Source organism: Actinoplanes sp. NPDC023801 (assembly GCF_040639655.1).
Classification (GTDB): Bacteria; Actinomycetota; Actinomycetes; order Mycobacteriales; family Micromonosporaceae; genus Actinoplanes.
Genome location: NZ_JBFAAI010000019.1, coordinates 70,240 through 87,648, shown reverse-complemented (window position 1 = coordinate 87,648; position 17,409 = coordinate 70,240). Strand labels below are relative to the sequence as shown.

The following is a 17,409-nucleotide window of genomic DNA, read 5'->3' as shown; positions in this document are numbered from 1 at the left end:
GTAGGCCGTACACCGTTCGAGGTAGTTCCTCAGGCCTCTCCGGCCGCCTCGCGGCGGGCCCGCGCCCGCCGTTTGCCCTCGTGCATGGCCTGAACCCGGGCGACCGGAATGGTGTGGCCCTCGGCCACCAGCCCGGCGTCCAGTTTCTGCGGAGCGGGCATCGTCTCGGCCCACGGGTCCCGCTCGCCGAGCAGCCCCGGAGCGGTACGCACGGTGAAGTCGGCTGGTACGACCTGATCGAGATCGGACCAGTCGACAGGGAACGACACGGGTACGCCCGGCCGGGCCCGCGGGCTGTACACGGCCGCCACGGTGGCGCCGCCGGCCCGGGTGGCGTCCAGGAACACCTTGCCGTGGCGGTCCTCGCGGATGAAGGCGGTGGTGGCCAGTTCCGGATCGATCCGCTCGGCCCGGGCCGCCACCGCGCGCTGTGCGGCCGCCACGTCCTCAGGCAGCGGATCGCCGGTGAGCGGCACGAAGACGTGCACGCCCTTGGCGCCGCTGGTCTTGACCGCGCCGGACATGCCGGCGTCGGCGAGGGCCTGCCGGACCAGCCGGGCGGCGGCCACGGCGAGACCGAAGCCGCCGTCCTCCGGCGGGTCCAGGTCCATGATCAGGTGGGTGGGATGCGGCGACCCGGCGAGCATCAGCGCCGGGTGCAGCTCCACGGCCCGCTGGTTACCCAGCCAGAACAGCGTCCGGCGGTCGTTGGCCAGGGCGTACGTGACCTCGCGGTGCGACGCCTCGGCCCAGACGGAGGCCCGCGGCACCCAGTCCGGCGTGTACTTGGGCAGATTCTTCTGCATGAACCGGTCCTGGCCGCGGAGCACCCGGATGACCGACAGCGGCCGGTCCCGCAGAACCGGCAGCAGCCGGTCCGCCATCGCGTCCAGATAGTCGACCAGGTCGCGCTTGGTGGCACCGGCTCCGGGGAACAGCTCCTGATCCAGATTGGTCAGTGGTACACCGTCGCGTTCCTCACCCATGCGCCCATCGTGCCGGAAGAACCGGCCACGCGCCCGCCCCGGCCGCGACATCCGCCGCGATCGGGCCCGGGGCCCGCAGTGCCGCGATCAGACCTGGCGGATGAACTGCTTCGCGGCCGCGGCCAGCGCGGTCTGCAGGGCGGCGGTGTCACCGGAGGTGGAGAAGGCGCCGATCGCGGCGTTGGCCGCGTTCTGCCAGGGCTGGGAACATCCCGAGCCGTGCGCGCAGGACGGCACCGCGACACCCGACTTCCAGTCCGCGGCGGCCTCCAGCTGGTAGTCGGAGAAACCGGTGGTCGGTGCGTCGGTGCGGGCCGGGATGGAGCCCTTCTTCGCGCTGAACGCCTGCTGTCCCTCCGGCGACGCGACGGTCTGCAGCCAGCATGTCCCGCCGGCCGGGTTGGCGGCGCGGGCCGGGAGCACGAAGGAGTCGGCGAGCCACTGGAAGGCCTTGCCGTTGCCGGGGAACGGGAACGCGTCGTACCCGCTGAAGTTGTTGGCCTCGAGATCCGCCGCGACCCAGTCGCCCATCAGCTGGTATCCGGCCTTGCCGTCGATCAGCAGCCGCTCCGCCCCGGGCCAGTCCAGCGAGTCGCGGTCGGCGTTGCTGAAGTCGAGGATCGTCTGGTAGTCCTGGATCGCGGCGCGGACGGCCTTGCTCTCCCACTTGGTGGCGCCGGTGAACAGCCCGGTGAACCGTTTCGGCCCGAGAGCGCTGATCAGCACCGCCTCGAGCAGCATCAGCTGGGTCCAGTCACGGCCCAGCGCCAGCGGGGACTCGACGCCGCCGCGGCGCAGCCTGGCCAGGTTGCCGATGAACTCCTTGAGGTTCTTCGGCGCGGTGAGGATGCCGGCGTCGGCGAGCACCTGGTCGTTGGTCCACACCACGTTCGCGCGGTGCACACCGGCCGGCACCGACCAGAGCTTGCCGTTCACCGTGAGGGTCTCGACCAGGCCCTCCGGCAGCGTGCCGGTGAGGCCCCACGACGAGAACTCCGCGGTCAGATCGCGGATCTGGCCCGCGTCGATGTGATCGAGCAGCTCGGCACCCGCGTGCACCTGGAAGACGTCCGGCGGGTCGTTCTGCGCCAGACGCGCGTTGAGGACCTGCTTGGCGTTGATCCCGGCGCCGCCGGCGACCGTGCCGCTGGTGAACTCCTGTCCGGGACAGGCGGTGGCGAACCGGCTGACGAGGGCGTCCAGGCCCGCCTTCTCCTCGCCTTCGGCCCACCAGGTGAAGACCTCCACCCGCGAGGCGGCGGCGTCGTCCTCCCCGGCCCCGCAGGCAGACGCCACCAGCAGTGCGGCGGCGCTGACGACGGCCGCCAGGGCGCGTCGTGTGGTGCGCATGCCTTCCCCAATCATCGGCGAGCCCGTCGGTGTCGCGTGGACAATAGGAAGTAACCGTGCCGCCGCGCGCTCAAAGGTGTCAACTCGTGACCTATCACCGCTTCAGCGTCATTTCGATCTTGACCTGGGCGGATGCCGCGCGGGAGTCTGGGGGCTGTGCTGAATGTAACTCACCGTTAGTGCGAGCGTGGCGGGTGACCCAGTTCAGGCACGGGAGAGAAGCATTCGCGGCCACCGAATGATTACATAAAGTGAGTTGAGCCTTCGACCTAATTCCTCCGGGGTAGGTCAAACGGGCCATAGCTACCGGTCTATCCCGTTCGTCACAATCGGAACATGACCGCACCGGGCGACATCGTTCTTCTCATCGTTCTGGCCGCCGTCCTGACGGCTTGCGCCGGGTACGCCGCCGGTCGGCTCCACCAGCGCCGGCAGAGCGGGCCAGACATGCGCGAGGCCTACAAGAGCGGCTACGAGGCGGCGACCCGGAACGTCTTCAGCATGGCGGCCCGCGCGGCCGGGCGCCGTCCGGTGGCCCCCGAGGTCGTCACCGACGTGGCCGACGTTCCCAAGGCCCCCGAGCTCGTCACCGACGCGGCCGACGTTCCGGAGGTGGCCGCTGTTCCGGAGGTGGCCGGCGTGCCTGCCCAGCGTGAGGGCCGGCACACCGTGCCGGACGAACTGGTACGCGCCGCGACGTACCGGCTCCCCGCCGACCGCGTGGCCCGCGCCAAGGTGCCCCGCCCGCGCGACTGAGCTCAGGCCACCGGAAGCCTCAACCCCGCTGGGCCGCCTCGACCGCCTCGCGCAGGCCCCGGGCGGCCAGCCGGTCGGCCCGCTCGTTCTCCGGGTGTCCCGCGTGACCCTTCACCCAGTGCCAGGTCACCTCGTGACGGCGGACCGCCTCGTCGAGCCGTTTCCACAGGTCGACGTTCTTCACCGGCTGCCGGGCCGCGGTCATCCAGCCGTTGCGCTTCCAGTTGTGCATGTACTGCGTGATGCCGTTACGGACATAGACGCTGTCGGTGTAGATCTCCACGGTCAGCGGAGCCCGGTTGAGCGCCTCCAGCGCCCGGATCGGGGCCATCAGCTCCATCCGGTTGTTCGTGGTCGGGTCGGCCTCACCACCGCAGAGGTCCTTCTCCGCGCTGCCCCAGCGCAGCACCGCCCCCCAGCCACCCGGTCCGGGATTGGGCGCACAAGCCCCGTCGGTGTAGATCTGCACGACACCCATACCCGGGGACCCTACGGCCTGGCCCCGAGTACGAGCGGGAGCGGCCCGCGGGAGGAGGCGGGCGCCATGTGCGCGGGGGAGGCTGGCCGAGGACTCCGATCGGCCACCGTATGGTGGCGTTGGCGGACGTAATGGCGAATGGGCGGACTCATGGTGGGTGGCGACGCGGCCGCGGTCGAGGTCAGAGATGTCGTGGTGCGCTACGGCGACACGACGGCCGTCGGCGGGGTCTCGCTGACCCTGCCACGCGGGCGGGTCCTGGCCCTGCTCGGGCACAACGGCGCGGGCAAGACCAGTCTGCTGCAGGTCTGTGAGGGCTTCCGCCGGCCGGACGACGGCGTGGCGCGGGTGCTCGGGCTGGACCCGGTCGGCGACCACGACGCGCTGATGCCCCGGCTCGGCATCATGCTGCAGTCCGGTGGCGTCTACCCGTGGGCCACGGCCGGCGAGATCCTGCGGCTGTTCGCGTCGTTCGCGGCGAACCCCCTCGACACCGACATGCTGCTCGACCGGCTCGGACTGCGGAAGTTCGAACGGACCCGGTTCCGCCGGCTGTCCGGCGGCGAGCAGCAGCGGCTCAGCCTGGCGGTGGCCCTGGTCGGCCGCCCCGAGCTGGTCTTCCTCGACGAGCCGACAGCCGGCATGGACACCGAGGCCCGGCACACCACCTGGCAGCTGATCGAGGAGCTGCGCACCGACGGCGTGTCCGTGCTGCTCACCACCCATCTGCTGGACGAGGCGGAGCGGCTCGCCGACGATGTGGTGATCATGCGCGCCGGGCAGGTCGCGGCGACCGGCACCCCGGCCGAGCTGACCTCGGCGGCCGCCATCGAGGTCCTGGAACTGCGGGCCGATCCAGGCCTGGACACGACCGGACTGGGCGCCCGCTGGACGGCGACCGAGCCCGCACCCGGGCAGTATGCGATCTCCGGCGCCCTGGACACCGCCGGGCTGGCCGACGTGCTGGCCTGGTTCGCGAGGGTGGGCGCCGACGTGACCGCGGTGAACACCCGCCGCCGCACGCTCGAGGACGTCTACCTGTCCCTGACCACGCAGACCCCGGTGGGAGCAGCCAAGTGAACACCTTCGCCCCCGCGCCGGGCCGGGCCCCCATGCGTACGATCCTGGCCTCCCAGATCCGGATGGAGCTGCTGCTGACCGCCCGGCGCGGCGAGGCCGTGGTGCTCACCATGGGTGTGCCGCTGCTGGTGCTGCTCGGTGCCGGGCTCTTCGACGTGACGAACCTGCCGACCGCCGATCGTCTCGGGTACGTGGTGCCCGGTGTCCTGGCGCTGACCGTCATGTCGGTCGCGTTCACCGGACAGGCCATCACCACCGGGTACGAGCGCAGTTACGGCGTACTGAAAAGGCTCGGTGCCTCGCCGCTGACCCGGCCCGGCCTGCTGCTCGCGAAGACCGCCGCCGTGCTGGTCCAGATCGTCGCGCAGGTGCTGGTGCTGGCCCTGGTCGGCCTGGCCGTCGGCTGGCGCCCGGAGGCCGGCGCCCTGCTTCCCGCGTTCGGCGTGACCGTGCTGGCCACCGCCGGCTACAGCGGCCTGGCCCTGCTGCTGGCGAGCATGCTGAAGCCGGAGACGACGACCGGCGCGGCCACCCTGATCTACGTGGTGATGCTGTCCGTCGGCGGGATCATGTTCAGCGCCCCCGACCTGGGCACGGCCGGCTGGTTCCTGCTGCCGCTCGCGGCACACGCGGAGGCTCTGCGTGAGACGCTGATGCACGGCGGCCCGGTCCCGGCCGGTGTGTGGCTCGCCCTCGCCGCCTGGGCGGTCGTCTGGCCGGCTCTGGCCGCCCGCAAGTTCCGCTGGGAATGAGGTCTGTCCATCGATCGGTGGACAGCCGATGACAGCCGCGTGGTCGTCGTTTTCCTGATCGGACAACGGCACGATCAAACGCATGGAAGCCATCGAGGTAACCGGACTTTGTAAGACATACGGCGGACGGGACGCGGTCGCGGGTATCGACCTCGTCGTCGCCCGCGGCGAGATCTTCTCCCTGCTCGGCCCGAACGGCGCCGGTAAGACGACCACCGTCGAGATCCTGGAGGGCCACCGCAAGCGGACCGCCGGCGACGTGCGGGTGCTGGGCGAGGACCCGGGCCGGGCGGGATCGGCCTGGCGGCAGCGGATCGGCATCGTGCTGCAGGACGCCGACGACGCTGCCGACCTCACCGTGCGCGAGATGGTCCGGCACATCGCCGGGTTCTACCCCGATGGGCGTACGGCCGACGAGGTGATCGAGCTGGTCGGCCTCACCGGCAAACGCAACAGCAAGATCCGTACGCTCTCCGGCGGCCAGCGCCGCCGGGTCGACGTGGCCCTGGGCATCGTCGGCCGTCCCGAACTGCTGTTCCTCGACGAGCCGACCACCGGGTTCGACCCGGAGGCCCGCCGCCAGTTCTGGGACCTGATCCGCACCCTCGCCGCCGACGGCACCACGATCGTGCTGACCACCCACTACCTGGACGAGGCGGAGGCGCTCGCCGACCGGCTCGCCGTGGTGGCGGCCGGCCGGATCGTCGCCGAGGGCACCCCGGCCACGCTCGGCGGCCGGGCCGCGGCCGAGGCCCGGGTGAGCTGGACCGAGAACGGGACCGCCCGTACCGAGCAGGTCCCCGACCCGGCCGATCTCATCCGGCGCCTGCTCCGGGACGGTGTCGACCTCACCACCCTGACCATCACCCGCCCGACTCTCGAAGAGACCTACCTGAGCCTGATCGGAGCCACCCGATGATCGCCGTCAGCCTGAGCCGCGGCCACGTGGAGCTGCTCCAGTTCCTGCGCGACCGGACCGCGGTGATCTTCACGTTCTTCTTCCCGGCACTGCTCCTGCTGCTGTTCGGCACCATCTTCGGCAGCGAGTCCACCGACGGCGGTGTGGCGGTGAGCCGGGTCTTCACGGCCAGCATGATCGCTTACGGCATCCTGAACACGGCTTTCGTGACGATGGGGGCCGGACTCGCGATGGATCGTGAGGACGGGACCCTCAAGCGGCTCCGCGGAACGCCGATGCCCGCGTCGGCGTACCTGATCGGAAAAGGTCTTCTCGTCCTTGCCCTGAGCGTCGCCGAGGTGGCCGTGCTGATCCTCGTCGGGGTGCTGGTCTTCGACATGCCGTTGCCGGACGCCGCGCACTGGCTGACCTTCGGCTGGATCTTCCTGCTCTCGGTGTTCGCCTGCTCGACGCTCGGCATCGCGGTGAGCGCCCTGGTGAAGAGCGCCCGCAACGCGGGCGCCGTCCTGAACGTGCCGGTGGTGGCGCTGCAGTTCGTCTCCGGCGTGTTCATCCACCCGATGAGCCAGCTGCCGGACTGGCTGGAGAACCTCGCCTCGATCTTCCCGGTCCGCTGGATGGCGCAGGGTTTCCGGTACGTCTTCCTGCCCGACGAGGCGAAGGCGCAGGAGATCGGCGGCGCCTGGAACCTCGGCACGGTGGCGATGGTGCTCGGCGTGTGGTGTGTGATCGGATTGATCCTGTGCATGGTGACGTTCCGGTGGAGCGGTCGCGACAAGTGAGCGAGTCACAGTCCTCCTACTGGCTGTGGGAGCTGTTCTTCGCGGTGACTGTGGTCGCGGTCGGCGCCTCGATGGTGATCGTGGACGGTTACGACCTGTGGCGGCGGGCGATCGCGCTCGCCGCCATCGGCACGATGCTCCTGCTGCACGTGTTCGTGGGCCGGCCGCTGATCCACCGCAACGCCGAGAACACCGCGGCACTGCTGACCATTCTCGGCCAGCTCTGCCTCTTCGGCGTCGCGGTGTGGTCCGTGCCGCTGGCCACCTGGCTGATGTTCGCGGTCATCCCGGTGATCTTCCAGATGGTGCCGGTACGCGTCGCGATCGGTCTCGTGGTGGTTGCCAACCTGATCCCGGTCGGGGTCGAGTACTCGTACGATCCGGCCGGCATCGGTATGGACCTGGTAATCGCCGTCATCTCCATCGGCGCCGGGATCTGCATCGGACTCTGGATCCTCAAGACCCTGGCGGAGAGCGAGCAGCGGGCCACGCTCATCACCGAGCTGGAGGAGAGCCGCGCCGAGGTGGTCCGGCTCTCCCACGAGGCGGGCGTCGCGGCCGAGCGGGCCCGGCTGGCCGGCGAGATCCACGACACCCTCGCACAGGGCTTCACCAGCATCATCACGCTGGTCCAGGCCGCGGACCCGTCGCTTCGCGACGAACGTCTGGCACTTGCCGTGCGTACCGCCCGGGAGAATCTCGCGGAATCCCGGGCCATGGTGGCGGCCCTCTCACCCACCGCGCTTGCTTCGGCGTCACTACCCGATGCGGTACGCCGGAGCGCCGCACGTTTCACCGAGGAGTCCGGTGTGCCCGCTTCCGTCCGCGTCACCGGCGACTACCGGGACCTGCCGACCCGGCTCGAGGTGGTGCTGCTGCGTGCCGCCCAGGAGTCGCTCACGAACATCCGCCGGCACGCTCACGCCAACGAGGCCGGCGTCCTGCTCTCCTACGCGCCGTCGTCGGTGCGCCTCGTGGTCCGCGACGACGGATGCGGGTTCGACCCCGGCAGCCCCGGCGGGTTCGGGCTCCCCGGCATGCGGGCTCGCGCCGAGCAGGTCGGCGGCCGCCTGACCATCCGCAGCGACGCCGACACCGGCACCACCGTCGAACTGGAGATTCCCGAGTGATCCGCATCCTGCTCGTCGATGATCACCCCGTCGTGCGGATGGGGCTGCGGGGGATGCTCGACGCCGAGTCGGACCTGACCGTCGTCGGTGAGGCCTCCTCCGGTGCCGAGGGTTTCGAGCAGGCCCGCGCCCTGACGCCGGACATCGTGCTGATGGATCTCCGGATGCCGGGCGGCGACGGGGTGGAGGCCACCGGGCGCATCCTCTCGGCCGTACCCGGGACGCGGGTCATGGTGCTGACCACCTACGAGTCCGACCGTGACATCCTGCGCGCCATCGAGGCCGGAGCCTCCGGCTACCTGTTGAAGGACGCCTCTCCGGCAGAGCTCGCGGACGCGGTCCGGGCCGCGTCCCGCGGCGAGACGGTGCTGGCACCGAGCGTGGCGTCGACCCTGGTCCGCCAGGTGCGCAGCCCCGCCCCACCGGCCCTGTCGGCCCGGGAGACCGAGGTGCTGAAACTGGTGGCCGGTGGCCTGACCAACGCCGAGATCGGCAGACGGTTGTTCATCAGCGAGGCCACCGTGAAGACCCACCTGCTGAGGGTCTTCAACAAGCTCGACGTCGCGGACCGTACGGCTGCGGTGACCACCGCGATGCGGCATGGCCTTCTGGGTCCCTGACCGCAGATACGCGAAATCCTGTCATAAGCCGCTATCCGGGCGGATACATTACCGACGGCGCAGCCTGTTCCGGCAGCTCAAAGCGCCTCTCGCCACCGGTAGTCGCTGAAGGAGACAGGACGCCATGCCCGCACGCTCGGCCCACCAGGCACCCTTCCGGTTGTGGGCACCTGCCCGGTTCCGGGCGCTCGTCTCCGTCGTCGCCGCGGCCGCGGCCGGTCTCACCCCGGCGGCGGCCGTCCTGCTTCCGGCCACCCCCGCATACGCCGACGCCGGCGACATCATCATCGAGGCCGACATCGAGGACGCCGAAGCCGGCACCTTCACCTTCGAGATCCGCCGGGTCGGTCCTACGACTACCCCCTTCACGCTGACTTACACGACCGCGGCGGTTCCGGGCGCCGCGCACCCGGCGACCGCGGGGGAGGACTTCACCGCGATCTCCGGCAGTACCACGTTCACCGCCAGCAGCCGGGACTCGATCAAGCGAATCACCGTCACCGGCCTGACCGACACCAAGGACGAGAACGACGAGGTGTTCGGGCTGTCCCTGACCAACGTCACGGACCCGCTCAACAACCTGGCGATCGGCACCCTCAGCGACGACGACCTGCCGCCGACCTACTCCTTCAGCGCGAACGAGGCGGTGGACGAGAGCGTCGGCACCGTGACGACCACGGCGACGCTCGGCTCGCTCTCCGACTTCCCGATCACGATCCCCTGGGAGACCGCGAACGGCAGCGCCGTCACACCGGGCGACTACACGAGTGGCTCGGGGACGCTGGCGTTCGCGCCGGGCGAGAGCACCAAGAACATCACCACGGCGGTCACCGACGACGTCCTGGACGAGTCGAACGAGACCTTCACGGTCGCCGCCACCGGGTCACCGACCGGCGTCACCACGTCGGTGGCGTCCCGGACCGTGACGATCAACGACAACGACGCCACACCGGCCGTGTCGATCGCGAACGCCACCTCGGTCCGCGAGGGCGACACCTTGAACTTCCCAGTCTCCCTCGACGCCGTGTCCGGCCAGGCCGTCACTGTCGTCGCCGACACCGCCAACGGGACGGCGAGCGCCGCGTCAGCCGACTACACCGCGGTGACCGCGCAGACAGTGACCATTCCGGCCGGGCAGACCAGCGTGAACCTGCCGGTGACGACCCTGAGCGACCAGGTCAGCGAGCTCAGCCCGGAGGACTTGACCGTCACCCTGAGCAGCCCGGCCAACGCCACCCTGGGGACGTCCTCGGCGACCGGCTCGATCGTCGACTCGGTCGCCACGATCACCCCGACGACGGTGGTCTCCGAGGACAACAGCGGAAGCCACAACCAAGTCTTCGACGTCACGCTCAGCGCCGCGGCGCAGGCTCCGATCGAGATCGGCTACTCGGTGGGCGGCGGCACCGCCACGGACGGCGCGGACTACGACGCGGTCAGCGGCACCCTCACCTACGCCGCCGGCGACACCGTCGAACAGATCACCGTGCCGATCCGGGGCGACACCCTCTACGAGGGCAACGAGGACTTCGACATCACCCTCACCAACGCCGGCGGCGAGGTGACGGGCGGGCTCGGCGCCACTGCGATCACCCTCCCGGACGACGACGCGGCGCCGACCGTCGCGTCGGTCAGCGCAGTCTCCGTGGCCGAAGGGAGCGGCAACCACACCGAGACGTTCACGGCGACTCTCAGCAATCCCAGCAAGGAGGCCGTCACCCTCGACGTGACCGCGGTGGACGGCTCGGCTGTCGACGCCGGAGCTGGGGAGGGCAGTGACGACTTCAACATCATCGACACCAGCGTCGAGGTTCCCGCCGGAGCCACGACCGTGCCCATCCAGGTGCAGGTGAACGGTGAGGCGGTCTACGAGGGCAACGAGACCGCGAACATCGTCGCGACGGTGGCCGGTGGCGAGACCGGCGCCACGGTGGGAAGCAACGCCTCCGGAACTCTGACGCTCACCAACGACGACGTGGTCCCGGTCGTGACGGTAGGCAGCACCAACGCGGGCGAGGGAACCGCAGCCCACCCCGTGACGGCCTCGATCGTCGGCACCGCCCAGGCGAGCCTTCCCTTCACGGTGGCGGTGACCGACGGCACCGCGCAGCCTGCGGACTACGACGCCGGCAACGTGTCGTTGTCCGGGAACATCACCCCGGGTGCGTCCTCACTGAACCTCGGCACGATCGAGCTGCTCGACGACACCGTGGACGACGCGGCCAACGCCGTCGACGTGACGTTCACGGCGGCCGGACTGGCGTCGAGCACCGGAACGGTGACCATCAATGACGCGAGCGACGACACCGCGCCGAACGTGGTGGGAACGGCCTCCGTGCCCGTCAACGAGAGCGCCGGACTGGTCAACGTGCCGGTCACCCTGGACTTCGCCGCCGCCGGCAGCGTGGCTACCAGTACCGAGAACCCGATCTCGGTCGACTACTCGACGGTGGCCGGTGACGCGAAGGCGACCCTCGACTACACGGCCGTCTCCAACAGCACCGTGACCTTCGCACCGGGACAGACGTCGAAGAACGCCGCCGTGACCCTCACCGACGACAACTACTTCGAGGTTCCCGAGGACTTCACGGTCGTCCTCTCCAACCCGGTCGGTGCCGCCGCTCTGCAAGCGGACACCGCAACCGTGACGGTGTCCGACAACGACGGGTCGCCGCCTCTCTTCACGGTCGCGCAGACCGGGACCGCCACCGAAGCGGGTACGGCCACCTTCACGGTCACGATGGCCGCGCCCGCCGCTGTCAATACGGTCTTCGACATCACCGCGTCCGGCCTGACGGCGGAGAGCGACGACTACACCGATCCGGCCGGAAGCACGGTGACCGTGCCGAAGGATCAGACCACCGCGACGTTCACCGTGCAGACCGCGACCGACACCGTCCACGAGGGAAGTGAGACGGCGACCATCACGGTCACGCCGGTTTCCGGAGTCAGTGTTGATCCGGGTGCTGTCGGAGCGACGCTGACGATCACCGACGACGACCCGGTCCCGACCCTCGTGCTCACCACCAGCGATCACAACGAGAGCGACGGCGCGTTCAACATCACGGCCACGAGTACCGGGGTGGCCGAGGCCGACATGGAGTACACGGTGACGGTGGCGGGGTACGGTGCCGACCCCGCGGAAGGCGGCGACTTCACCGGTACCTCGGCGACGGTCACCAGGAGCGGTGGTACACCGGCCGGCACATCGACGACGCTGATAGCCGTCACCCCCGTCGGCGACACCATCGACGAGAACACCGAGACGATCCGGGCGAGCGTCAACAACGACACCCTGGGCACCCCGGACGCGCAGGAGACCTACGGGATCACCGACGCCGCCACGAACCTGTCGCCGAAGTTCGAGTTCGGGGCACCCGTCACGGTGGCGGAGAACGCCGGTCCGGCCGTCGTCCCGGTCACGAAGACCTGGACGGGAGTCGGCGGTGACGCTGTCTCCACTGAGAAGACGATCACCGTGCAGTACGACACGGTGGACGGCACGGCTACGGCGTCGAACGACTTCACGGCCCTCAGTGGTCAGACGCTGTCCTTCGCGGGCGGCGAGACGAGCAAGGACATCTCGGTCGTCCTCACCGACGACAGCGTGTACGAGCTGAACCAGGACTTCACGGTCCGGCTCTCCTCGCCCAGCGGTGATGCCACCGTACCGTCGCCCGATCAGACCGTCACCGTCACCGACGACGACAACACCGCGCGGCCGACCTTCTCGGTGGTTCCGGTGGACACCGACACGGTGGCCGAGGGCGACAGCATCGATTACCAGGTGGTGCTGAGTGCCGCCGCGGTGTCCGACACGACGTTCGATGTCTCGTTGTCCGGTGGTACCGCGCAGACCGGTGGCATGAATCCGGGCCAGAACGACTACACCGCGCCGGCTGGGACGGTCACGATCACGGCGGGTCTGACCGAGGGGACGATCTCGATCCCGGTCGCGGCGGACAACGTCTACGAGGGCGCGGAGACGCGTGTTCTGAATGTGGCGCTCGCGGGCGGTGAGTCCGATGTGACCGGGTCCACGGCGACTCCGACGATCAACATCACCGACGGTGACTCGATCCCGACGATCGCGCTGAACGGCGGGACCGCCGCGGAGGGCGGATCGGTGTCGGTCGAGGCAACCCCGACCGGGGTCGCCCAGAACACCATGACGTACACGCTGACGGTTGCCGGAGATGCCACCAACAGCGCCGACCCGGCCGAGAGCGGCGACTACAACCACGCGCTCACGACGGTCACCGTGCCCGGTGGATCCACCTCGGGCGTGGCGGTGCCGTGGGGGTCGATCTCGCTCACCGGCGACACGATCGACGAGAACACCGAAACCTTCAAGATCACCGCCCGTAACGACACCTACACCACCACTCCCGACGTGTCCGGGCTCTACACGGGCACCGACGACGCGGCCGACACGGCTCCGGCGGTGACCTTCGGCTCCGGGATCCCGGTGGCCGAGGCCGGCACGGATGTGACGGTTCCGGTGACGCTCGACTTCTCCGGCAGTTCGGCGCAGACCACGGAGAAGACGGTCACCGCCACGTACACGACCCAGCCGGGCACCGCCACCGCCGGCGTCGACTACACCACCACCACGGACACCGTGTCGTTCACGCCCGGTGACAACGCGGCGAGCTTCATGGTGCCGATCACCTCCGACGAGGTGTACGAGACGGACGAGACCTTCACCGTCGCTCTCTCGAACCCGTCGGACGCCACCCTGGGCACCTCGACGAACACGGTCACGATCACCGACGACGATTCGGGCGCGATCCCCTCGTACACCGTCTCCCAGGCCGTGACCGTGACCGAGAACGGCGGTCTGGCCGCCGAGTTCACGGTGACGCTGGGCAGTGCGGCAGCGGAGGCCATCGACTTCGACGCCACGATCACCGACGGCGAGACCACCGACGGCGGCACCGCGAACCTCGGCAAGGACGACTACACGGCCCCGGGTGCCGACTTCCAGATCGCGAAGGACGCGACCGAGGCGACCGTCAGCATCCCGATCACGAACGACACGGCCTACGAAGGCACCGAGACGTTCAGTCTGCAGATCGCGCTGGACTCGGGGGAGAACCGTGCCACCGGGGGACCGGTCACCCGTACCGTCACCATCACCGACGACGAGAACGTGCCCACCCTGACGCTGGCCGGCGCGGCAGCGGCGGAGAACGCGGCGGTGGACGTGGTCGCCACCACCGACGGGCTCGCCGAGCGGGCCATGGACTACTCGCTCACCCTGGCCGGCGACTCCGCGAACAGCGCGAACCCGGCCGAGTCCGCCGACTTCACCGACAGCGGACTGACCGCACAGGTCGCCGCCGGCACCGCCTCGGGCTCCACGGTCACCCTGCGTTCCGTTCCGCTGCTGGCGGACACCGTCGACGAGCCGGCCGAGACGTTCAAGGTGACCGCCACCAACGACACCTACACCACCACTCCGACGGTGTCGGGGCTCTACACGATCACCGACGACGCGCAGGACACCGAGCCCGCGGTGACGTTCGGGTCCGCTGTCACGGTGGCCGAGGGCGGCACGAACGCGACGGTACCGGTGACCCTCGACTTCACCGGTAGTCAGGCGACCACCACGGAGTGGCCGGTCACCGCCCAGTACGCGACGAGCTCCGGCACGGCCTCGACCGGCACCGACTTCACTGCCGCAACCGGCACCGTGTCGTTCACACCGGGCGACAACGCGTCGAGCTTCACCGTCCCGATCGAGTCCGACGCACTGTACGAGACCGACGAGACGTTCACCGTGAACCTGTCGAGCCCGGCGAACGCGACGCTGGGCACGGCATCGAACACCGTTGAGATCACCGACGACGACTCCAGCGTCATTCCCGGCTTCACGGTGACACCGGCGGTGCCGGCGACCGAGGGCGACGGTGCCACAGCCGAATTCACGGTCACGCTGGGCAGCCCGGCGGCGGAGACGATCGACTTCGACGCGACGATCGTCGATGGTGGGACCACCGATGCCGGGACGGCGGATCTGGGCAAGGACGACTACACGGCGCCGCCGGTGAACTTCACCATCGCCAAGGACGCGACCACCGCGACGGTCACCGTCCCGATCACGAACGACCCGGCCTACGAGGGCACCGAGACCTTCGACCTGGAGGTCTCGCTCGATCCGGGAGAGACCCGCGCCATCGGCGCGCCGACCACCGGCACCGCCACGATCGCAGACGACGAGTCCGTGCCCACCTTGACGATGGTCACCGCGCAAGGGGCCGAGAACGCGTCGGTGGGGGTCACCGCCACCGTCGACGGGGTCGCCGAGCGGGACATGGTCTACTCGCTGTCCCTGGCCGGTGACGCTGCCGGTGGCAACGCCGCCGAAGCCCCGGACTTCACCAACAGCCCCTCCCCGACGACGGTGCCCGGCGGTACCGCCGACGGGAGCACGGTCAACCTGGGATCGATCCCGCTGCTGGCGGACAAGGTCGACGAGCCGGTCGAGACCATCAAGGCAACTGCCGCCAACACGACCTACCCCAGCACTCCGGCGGCCTCGGGCCTCTACACGATCACCGATGACGCGGCCGACAAGCCGCCGTCGGTGTCGCTGGGCGCGGCGAACGTCGCGGAGGACGCCGGTAACGCCGCGGTGCCGGTCACTCTGACCTTCCTGCCCGGTAACGACGCCACCTCCTCCGAGCAGGCGGTCTCGATCACGCCGCAGGCCCTTCCGGGTACGGCCGGCATCGACGACTACGGCCAGCCGGCTACCCAGTCGATCGCGGCCGGGGCGGCGACCGGCTCGATCACGGTGCCGATCCTCGACGACACGACACCGGAGAGCGAGGAGACGTTCCAGGTCCGGGCCGCCTCGGTGGGTCCGGCGGGCGCGACGACCGGTACCGACACGGCCGTCGTCACGATCACCGACGACGACCGGAACGCCGTCAAGCCGTCCTTCAGCGTCGATGCGGTGCCGGTCAGCGAGGGCGCCGGCTCGGCCACCTTCACCGTCACTCTGAGCGAGGCCGCCAGGGCCGACGTCGACCTCACCGTGAGCAGCGACGACGGCACCGCGAAGGAGGCCGCCGGCGGGGTCGGCGGCGACGACTACGACCGTCCGTCCGGCACACTGCGGATCGGGTCGGGCAGCCGGACCGGCACGTTCACCGTCCCGGTCAAGCAGGACTCCGTCTTCGAGAACGATGAGACGGCCCGTTTCACGGTCGCCCTCGCCACCGGCGAGACCGATGCGACCGGCCCCGCCAAGGACGCCACGCTGACGATCACCAACGACGACACCCGTCCGGCCCTGGCCCTGTCCCCGTCGGCGAGCGGGACCGAGGGTGAGGTCACCTTCCTGACGGGGAGCATCGACGGGATCACCCAGGTCGACGTCAACTACGGAAGCCTCGAGGTCAGCGGTACGACCAGCGGCGACCCGGCGGAGACGGCCGACTACAAGCTTCTCGGCGGCGGTGTCGTGGTGCCCGGCGGTACCACGGCCGGCATCCGGGTCGACGTCGCCTCGATCGACCTCCTCGGTGACACCGTCGACGAGCCGGTCGAGACGTTCGACCTCGCTCTCGGCGCCGCACGGGCGACCGTGCGGATCAACGACGATCCGGCCGACGCCCCGCCGACGGTGTCGGTGAGTGACGAGTCGATCCGGGAGAACGAACAGAGCGTCGACGTGCGGGTGGCGCTGGACTTCGCCGCCGGGACCACCGGCACCGAGCGGAAGATCTCGGTGCCCTGGCGCACGGTCGCCGGCACGGCCGAGGCCGGCGGAGACTTCACGAACTCCAGCGGTACGGCCACGTTCGACCCGGGAACGGACTCCGTCACCGTGAACGTGCCGCTCGTCGGCGACTCGGTGCGTGAGGGCGACCAGAGGTTCGTGGTGCGCCTGGAGACCCCGGCCCCGAACGACGTCAAGGTCGAGAAGGCGGACGGCACCGTCACGATCGAGGACGACGACACCGCGGTACGGCCCACACTCACCATCGCCTCGGCGATCGTCACCGGCGAGCAGCGGGTCCGCCTCAGCGGCACGGCCGCGCCCGGCACCGATGTGGAACTGCTGACGGCGGCCAACTACTCCGGCAGCGGCGGCTACCGGGTGGTCCTCACCACCGAGACGGGCGACGACGGCAAATTCAGCTTCAACCCCAACTTCACCCAGGGCTACCGGCTGTACGTACGGGCGAGCGGCCTCGTCTCGCCGGTGCGCACGGTGCAGGTGCGGCAGGAGCCCGCGATCAGGACGGTCTCCAATGCCGCCGGAGCGGCGACGATCACCGTGACCGGCGACCCGGACAAGGCCGGGCAGACGGTCCGGGTGCAGCGGCTGGTGGGTGGCGAGTGGGACACGGTCGCGACCGGCAAGCTCACCGCGGCGGGCACCTACACCACCACCGAGCGCAGGCTGCGGTCGGGACGGTCGGCCACCTACCGGGCGGTGATCTCGGCGACGCCGTCGCTGGGCATCCTCGCCGGAACGTCGCCGGCCCGCTCGGTGCGGGTCCGCTGACCGGCCGTCTCCGTTCGCAGGTCCAGGTCCGCTGA

The 17,409-nt window shown here is 70.1% G+C and carries 11 protein-coding genes; 8 read left to right on the top strand and 3 right to left on the bottom strand.

What is annotated here, in order from left to right:
• Positions 1 to 29: 29 nt before the first annotated feature.
• Both AB0G04_RS29400 and AB0G04_RS29395 read right to left on the bottom strand, forming a co-directional pair.
• Positions 30 to 986 (bottom strand): ATP-dependent DNA ligase, encoded by a 957-nt coding sequence (locus tag AB0G04_RS29400; protein WP_360988975.1) that lies wholly within the window; start codon positions 984 to 986, stop codon positions 30 to 32.
• A gap of 87 nt (positions 987 to 1,073) precedes the next feature.
• The gene (locus tag AB0G04_RS29395) at positions 1,074 to 2,336 is read right to left on the bottom strand and encodes an extracellular solute-binding protein (RefSeq protein ID WP_360988973.1); all 1,263 of its coding nucleotides are present in this window, start codon (positions 2,334 to 2,336) and stop codon (positions 1,074 to 1,076) included.
• 336 nt (positions 2,337 to 2,672) lie between these two features.
• Here AB0G04_RS29395 and AB0G04_RS29390 point away from each other — a divergent pair, with 336 nt between their 5' ends.
• Positions 2,673 to 3,092 carry a hypothetical protein gene (locus AB0G04_RS29390; RefSeq protein ID WP_360988970.1) on the top strand — a complete coding sequence of 140 codons (420 nt, stop codon included), beginning with the start codon at positions 2,673 to 2,675 and terminating at the stop codon, positions 3,090 to 3,092.
• Positions 3,093 to 3,111: 19 nt separating this feature from the next.
• On the opposite strand, the gene rnhA is transcribed toward AB0G04_RS29390, so the two are convergent.
• Positions 3,112 to 3,570: a ribonuclease HI gene (rnhA, locus tag AB0G04_RS29385; RefSeq protein WP_360988967.1), complete on the bottom strand. Its 459-nt coding sequence runs from the start codon at positions 3,568 to 3,570 to the stop codon at positions 3,112 to 3,114.
• 138 nt (positions 3,571 to 3,708) lie between these two features.
• Between rnhA and AB0G04_RS29380 the strand changes: the two genes are divergently transcribed.
• The 7 genes from AB0G04_RS29380 to AB0G04_RS29350 all read left to right on the top strand — a co-directional run bounded on the left by AB0G04_RS29380 (position 3,709) and on the right by AB0G04_RS29350 (position 17,374).
• A complete protein-coding gene (locus tag AB0G04_RS29380) occupies positions 3,709 to 4,650 on the top strand; it encodes an ABC transporter ATP-binding protein (protein ID WP_360988965.1) in 942 nt (313 codons plus the stop codon).
• A complete protein-coding gene (locus AB0G04_RS29375) occupies positions 4,647 to 5,402 on the top strand; it encodes an ABC transporter permease (RefSeq protein WP_360988962.1) in 756 nt (251 codons plus the stop codon). The genes AB0G04_RS29380 and AB0G04_RS29375 overlap by 4 nt, the downstream gene beginning before the upstream one ends.
• An 82-nt stretch (positions 5,403 to 5,484) precedes the next feature.
• A complete protein-coding gene (locus AB0G04_RS29370) occupies positions 5,485 to 6,321 on the top strand; it encodes an ABC transporter ATP-binding protein (protein WP_360988960.1) in 837 nt (278 codons plus the stop codon).
• On the top strand, positions 6,318 to 7,103 hold the full coding sequence (locus AB0G04_RS29365) for an ABC transporter permease (protein ID WP_360988957.1): 786 nt from the start codon (positions 6,318 to 6,320) through the stop codon (positions 7,101 to 7,103). The genes AB0G04_RS29370 and AB0G04_RS29365 overlap by 4 nt, the downstream gene beginning before the upstream one ends.
• Positions 7,100 to 8,233: a sensor histidine kinase gene (locus AB0G04_RS29360; RefSeq protein ID WP_360988954.1), complete on the top strand. Its 1,134-nt coding sequence runs from the start codon at positions 7,100 to 7,102 to the stop codon at positions 8,231 to 8,233. Before AB0G04_RS29365 ends, AB0G04_RS29360 begins: the two co-directional genes overlap by 4 nt.
• Positions 8,230 to 8,853: a response regulator transcription factor gene (locus tag AB0G04_RS29355; RefSeq protein WP_360988952.1), complete on the top strand. Its 624-nt coding sequence runs from the start codon at positions 8,230 to 8,232 to the stop codon at positions 8,851 to 8,853. The genes AB0G04_RS29360 and AB0G04_RS29355 overlap by 4 nt, the downstream gene beginning before the upstream one ends.
• A gap of 124 nt (positions 8,854 to 8,977) precedes the next feature.
• The gene (locus tag AB0G04_RS29350; RefSeq protein WP_360988949.1) at positions 8,978 to 17,374 is read left to right on the top strand and encodes a Calx-beta domain-containing protein; all 8,397 of its coding nucleotides are present in this window, start codon (positions 8,978 to 8,980) and stop codon (positions 17,372 to 17,374) included.
• Positions 17,375 to 17,409: the final 35 nt, after the last annotated feature.

Coding starts and splice junctions, on each gene's coding strand:
- AB0G04_RS29400 (WP_360988975.1), bottom strand. CDS start 986: ATGGGTGAGGAACGCGACGGTGTACCACTGACCAATCTGGATCAGGAG.
- AB0G04_RS29365 (WP_360988957.1), top strand. CDS start 6,318: ATGATCGCCGTCAGCCTGAGCCGCGGCCACGTGGAGCTGCTCCAGTTC.
- AB0G04_RS29350 (WP_360988949.1), top strand. CDS start 8,978: ATGCCCGCACGCTCGGCCCACCAGGCACCCTTCCGGTTGTGGGCACCT.
- rnhA (WP_360988967.1), bottom strand. CDS start 3,570: ATGGGTGTCGTGCAGATCTACACCGACGGGGCTTGTGCGCCCAATCCC.
- AB0G04_RS29380 (WP_360988965.1), top strand. CDS start 3,709: ATGGGCGGACTCATGGTGGGTGGCGACGCGGCCGCGGTCGAGGTCAGA.
- AB0G04_RS29390 (WP_360988970.1), top strand. CDS start 2,673: ATGACCGCACCGGGCGACATCGTTCTTCTCATCGTTCTGGCCGCCGTC.
- AB0G04_RS29395 (WP_360988973.1), bottom strand. CDS start 2,336: ATGCGCACCACACGACGCGCCCTGGCGGCCGTCGTCAGCGCCGCCGCA.
- AB0G04_RS29370 (WP_360988960.1), top strand. CDS start 5,485: ATGGAAGCCATCGAGGTAACCGGACTTTGTAAGACATACGGCGGACGG.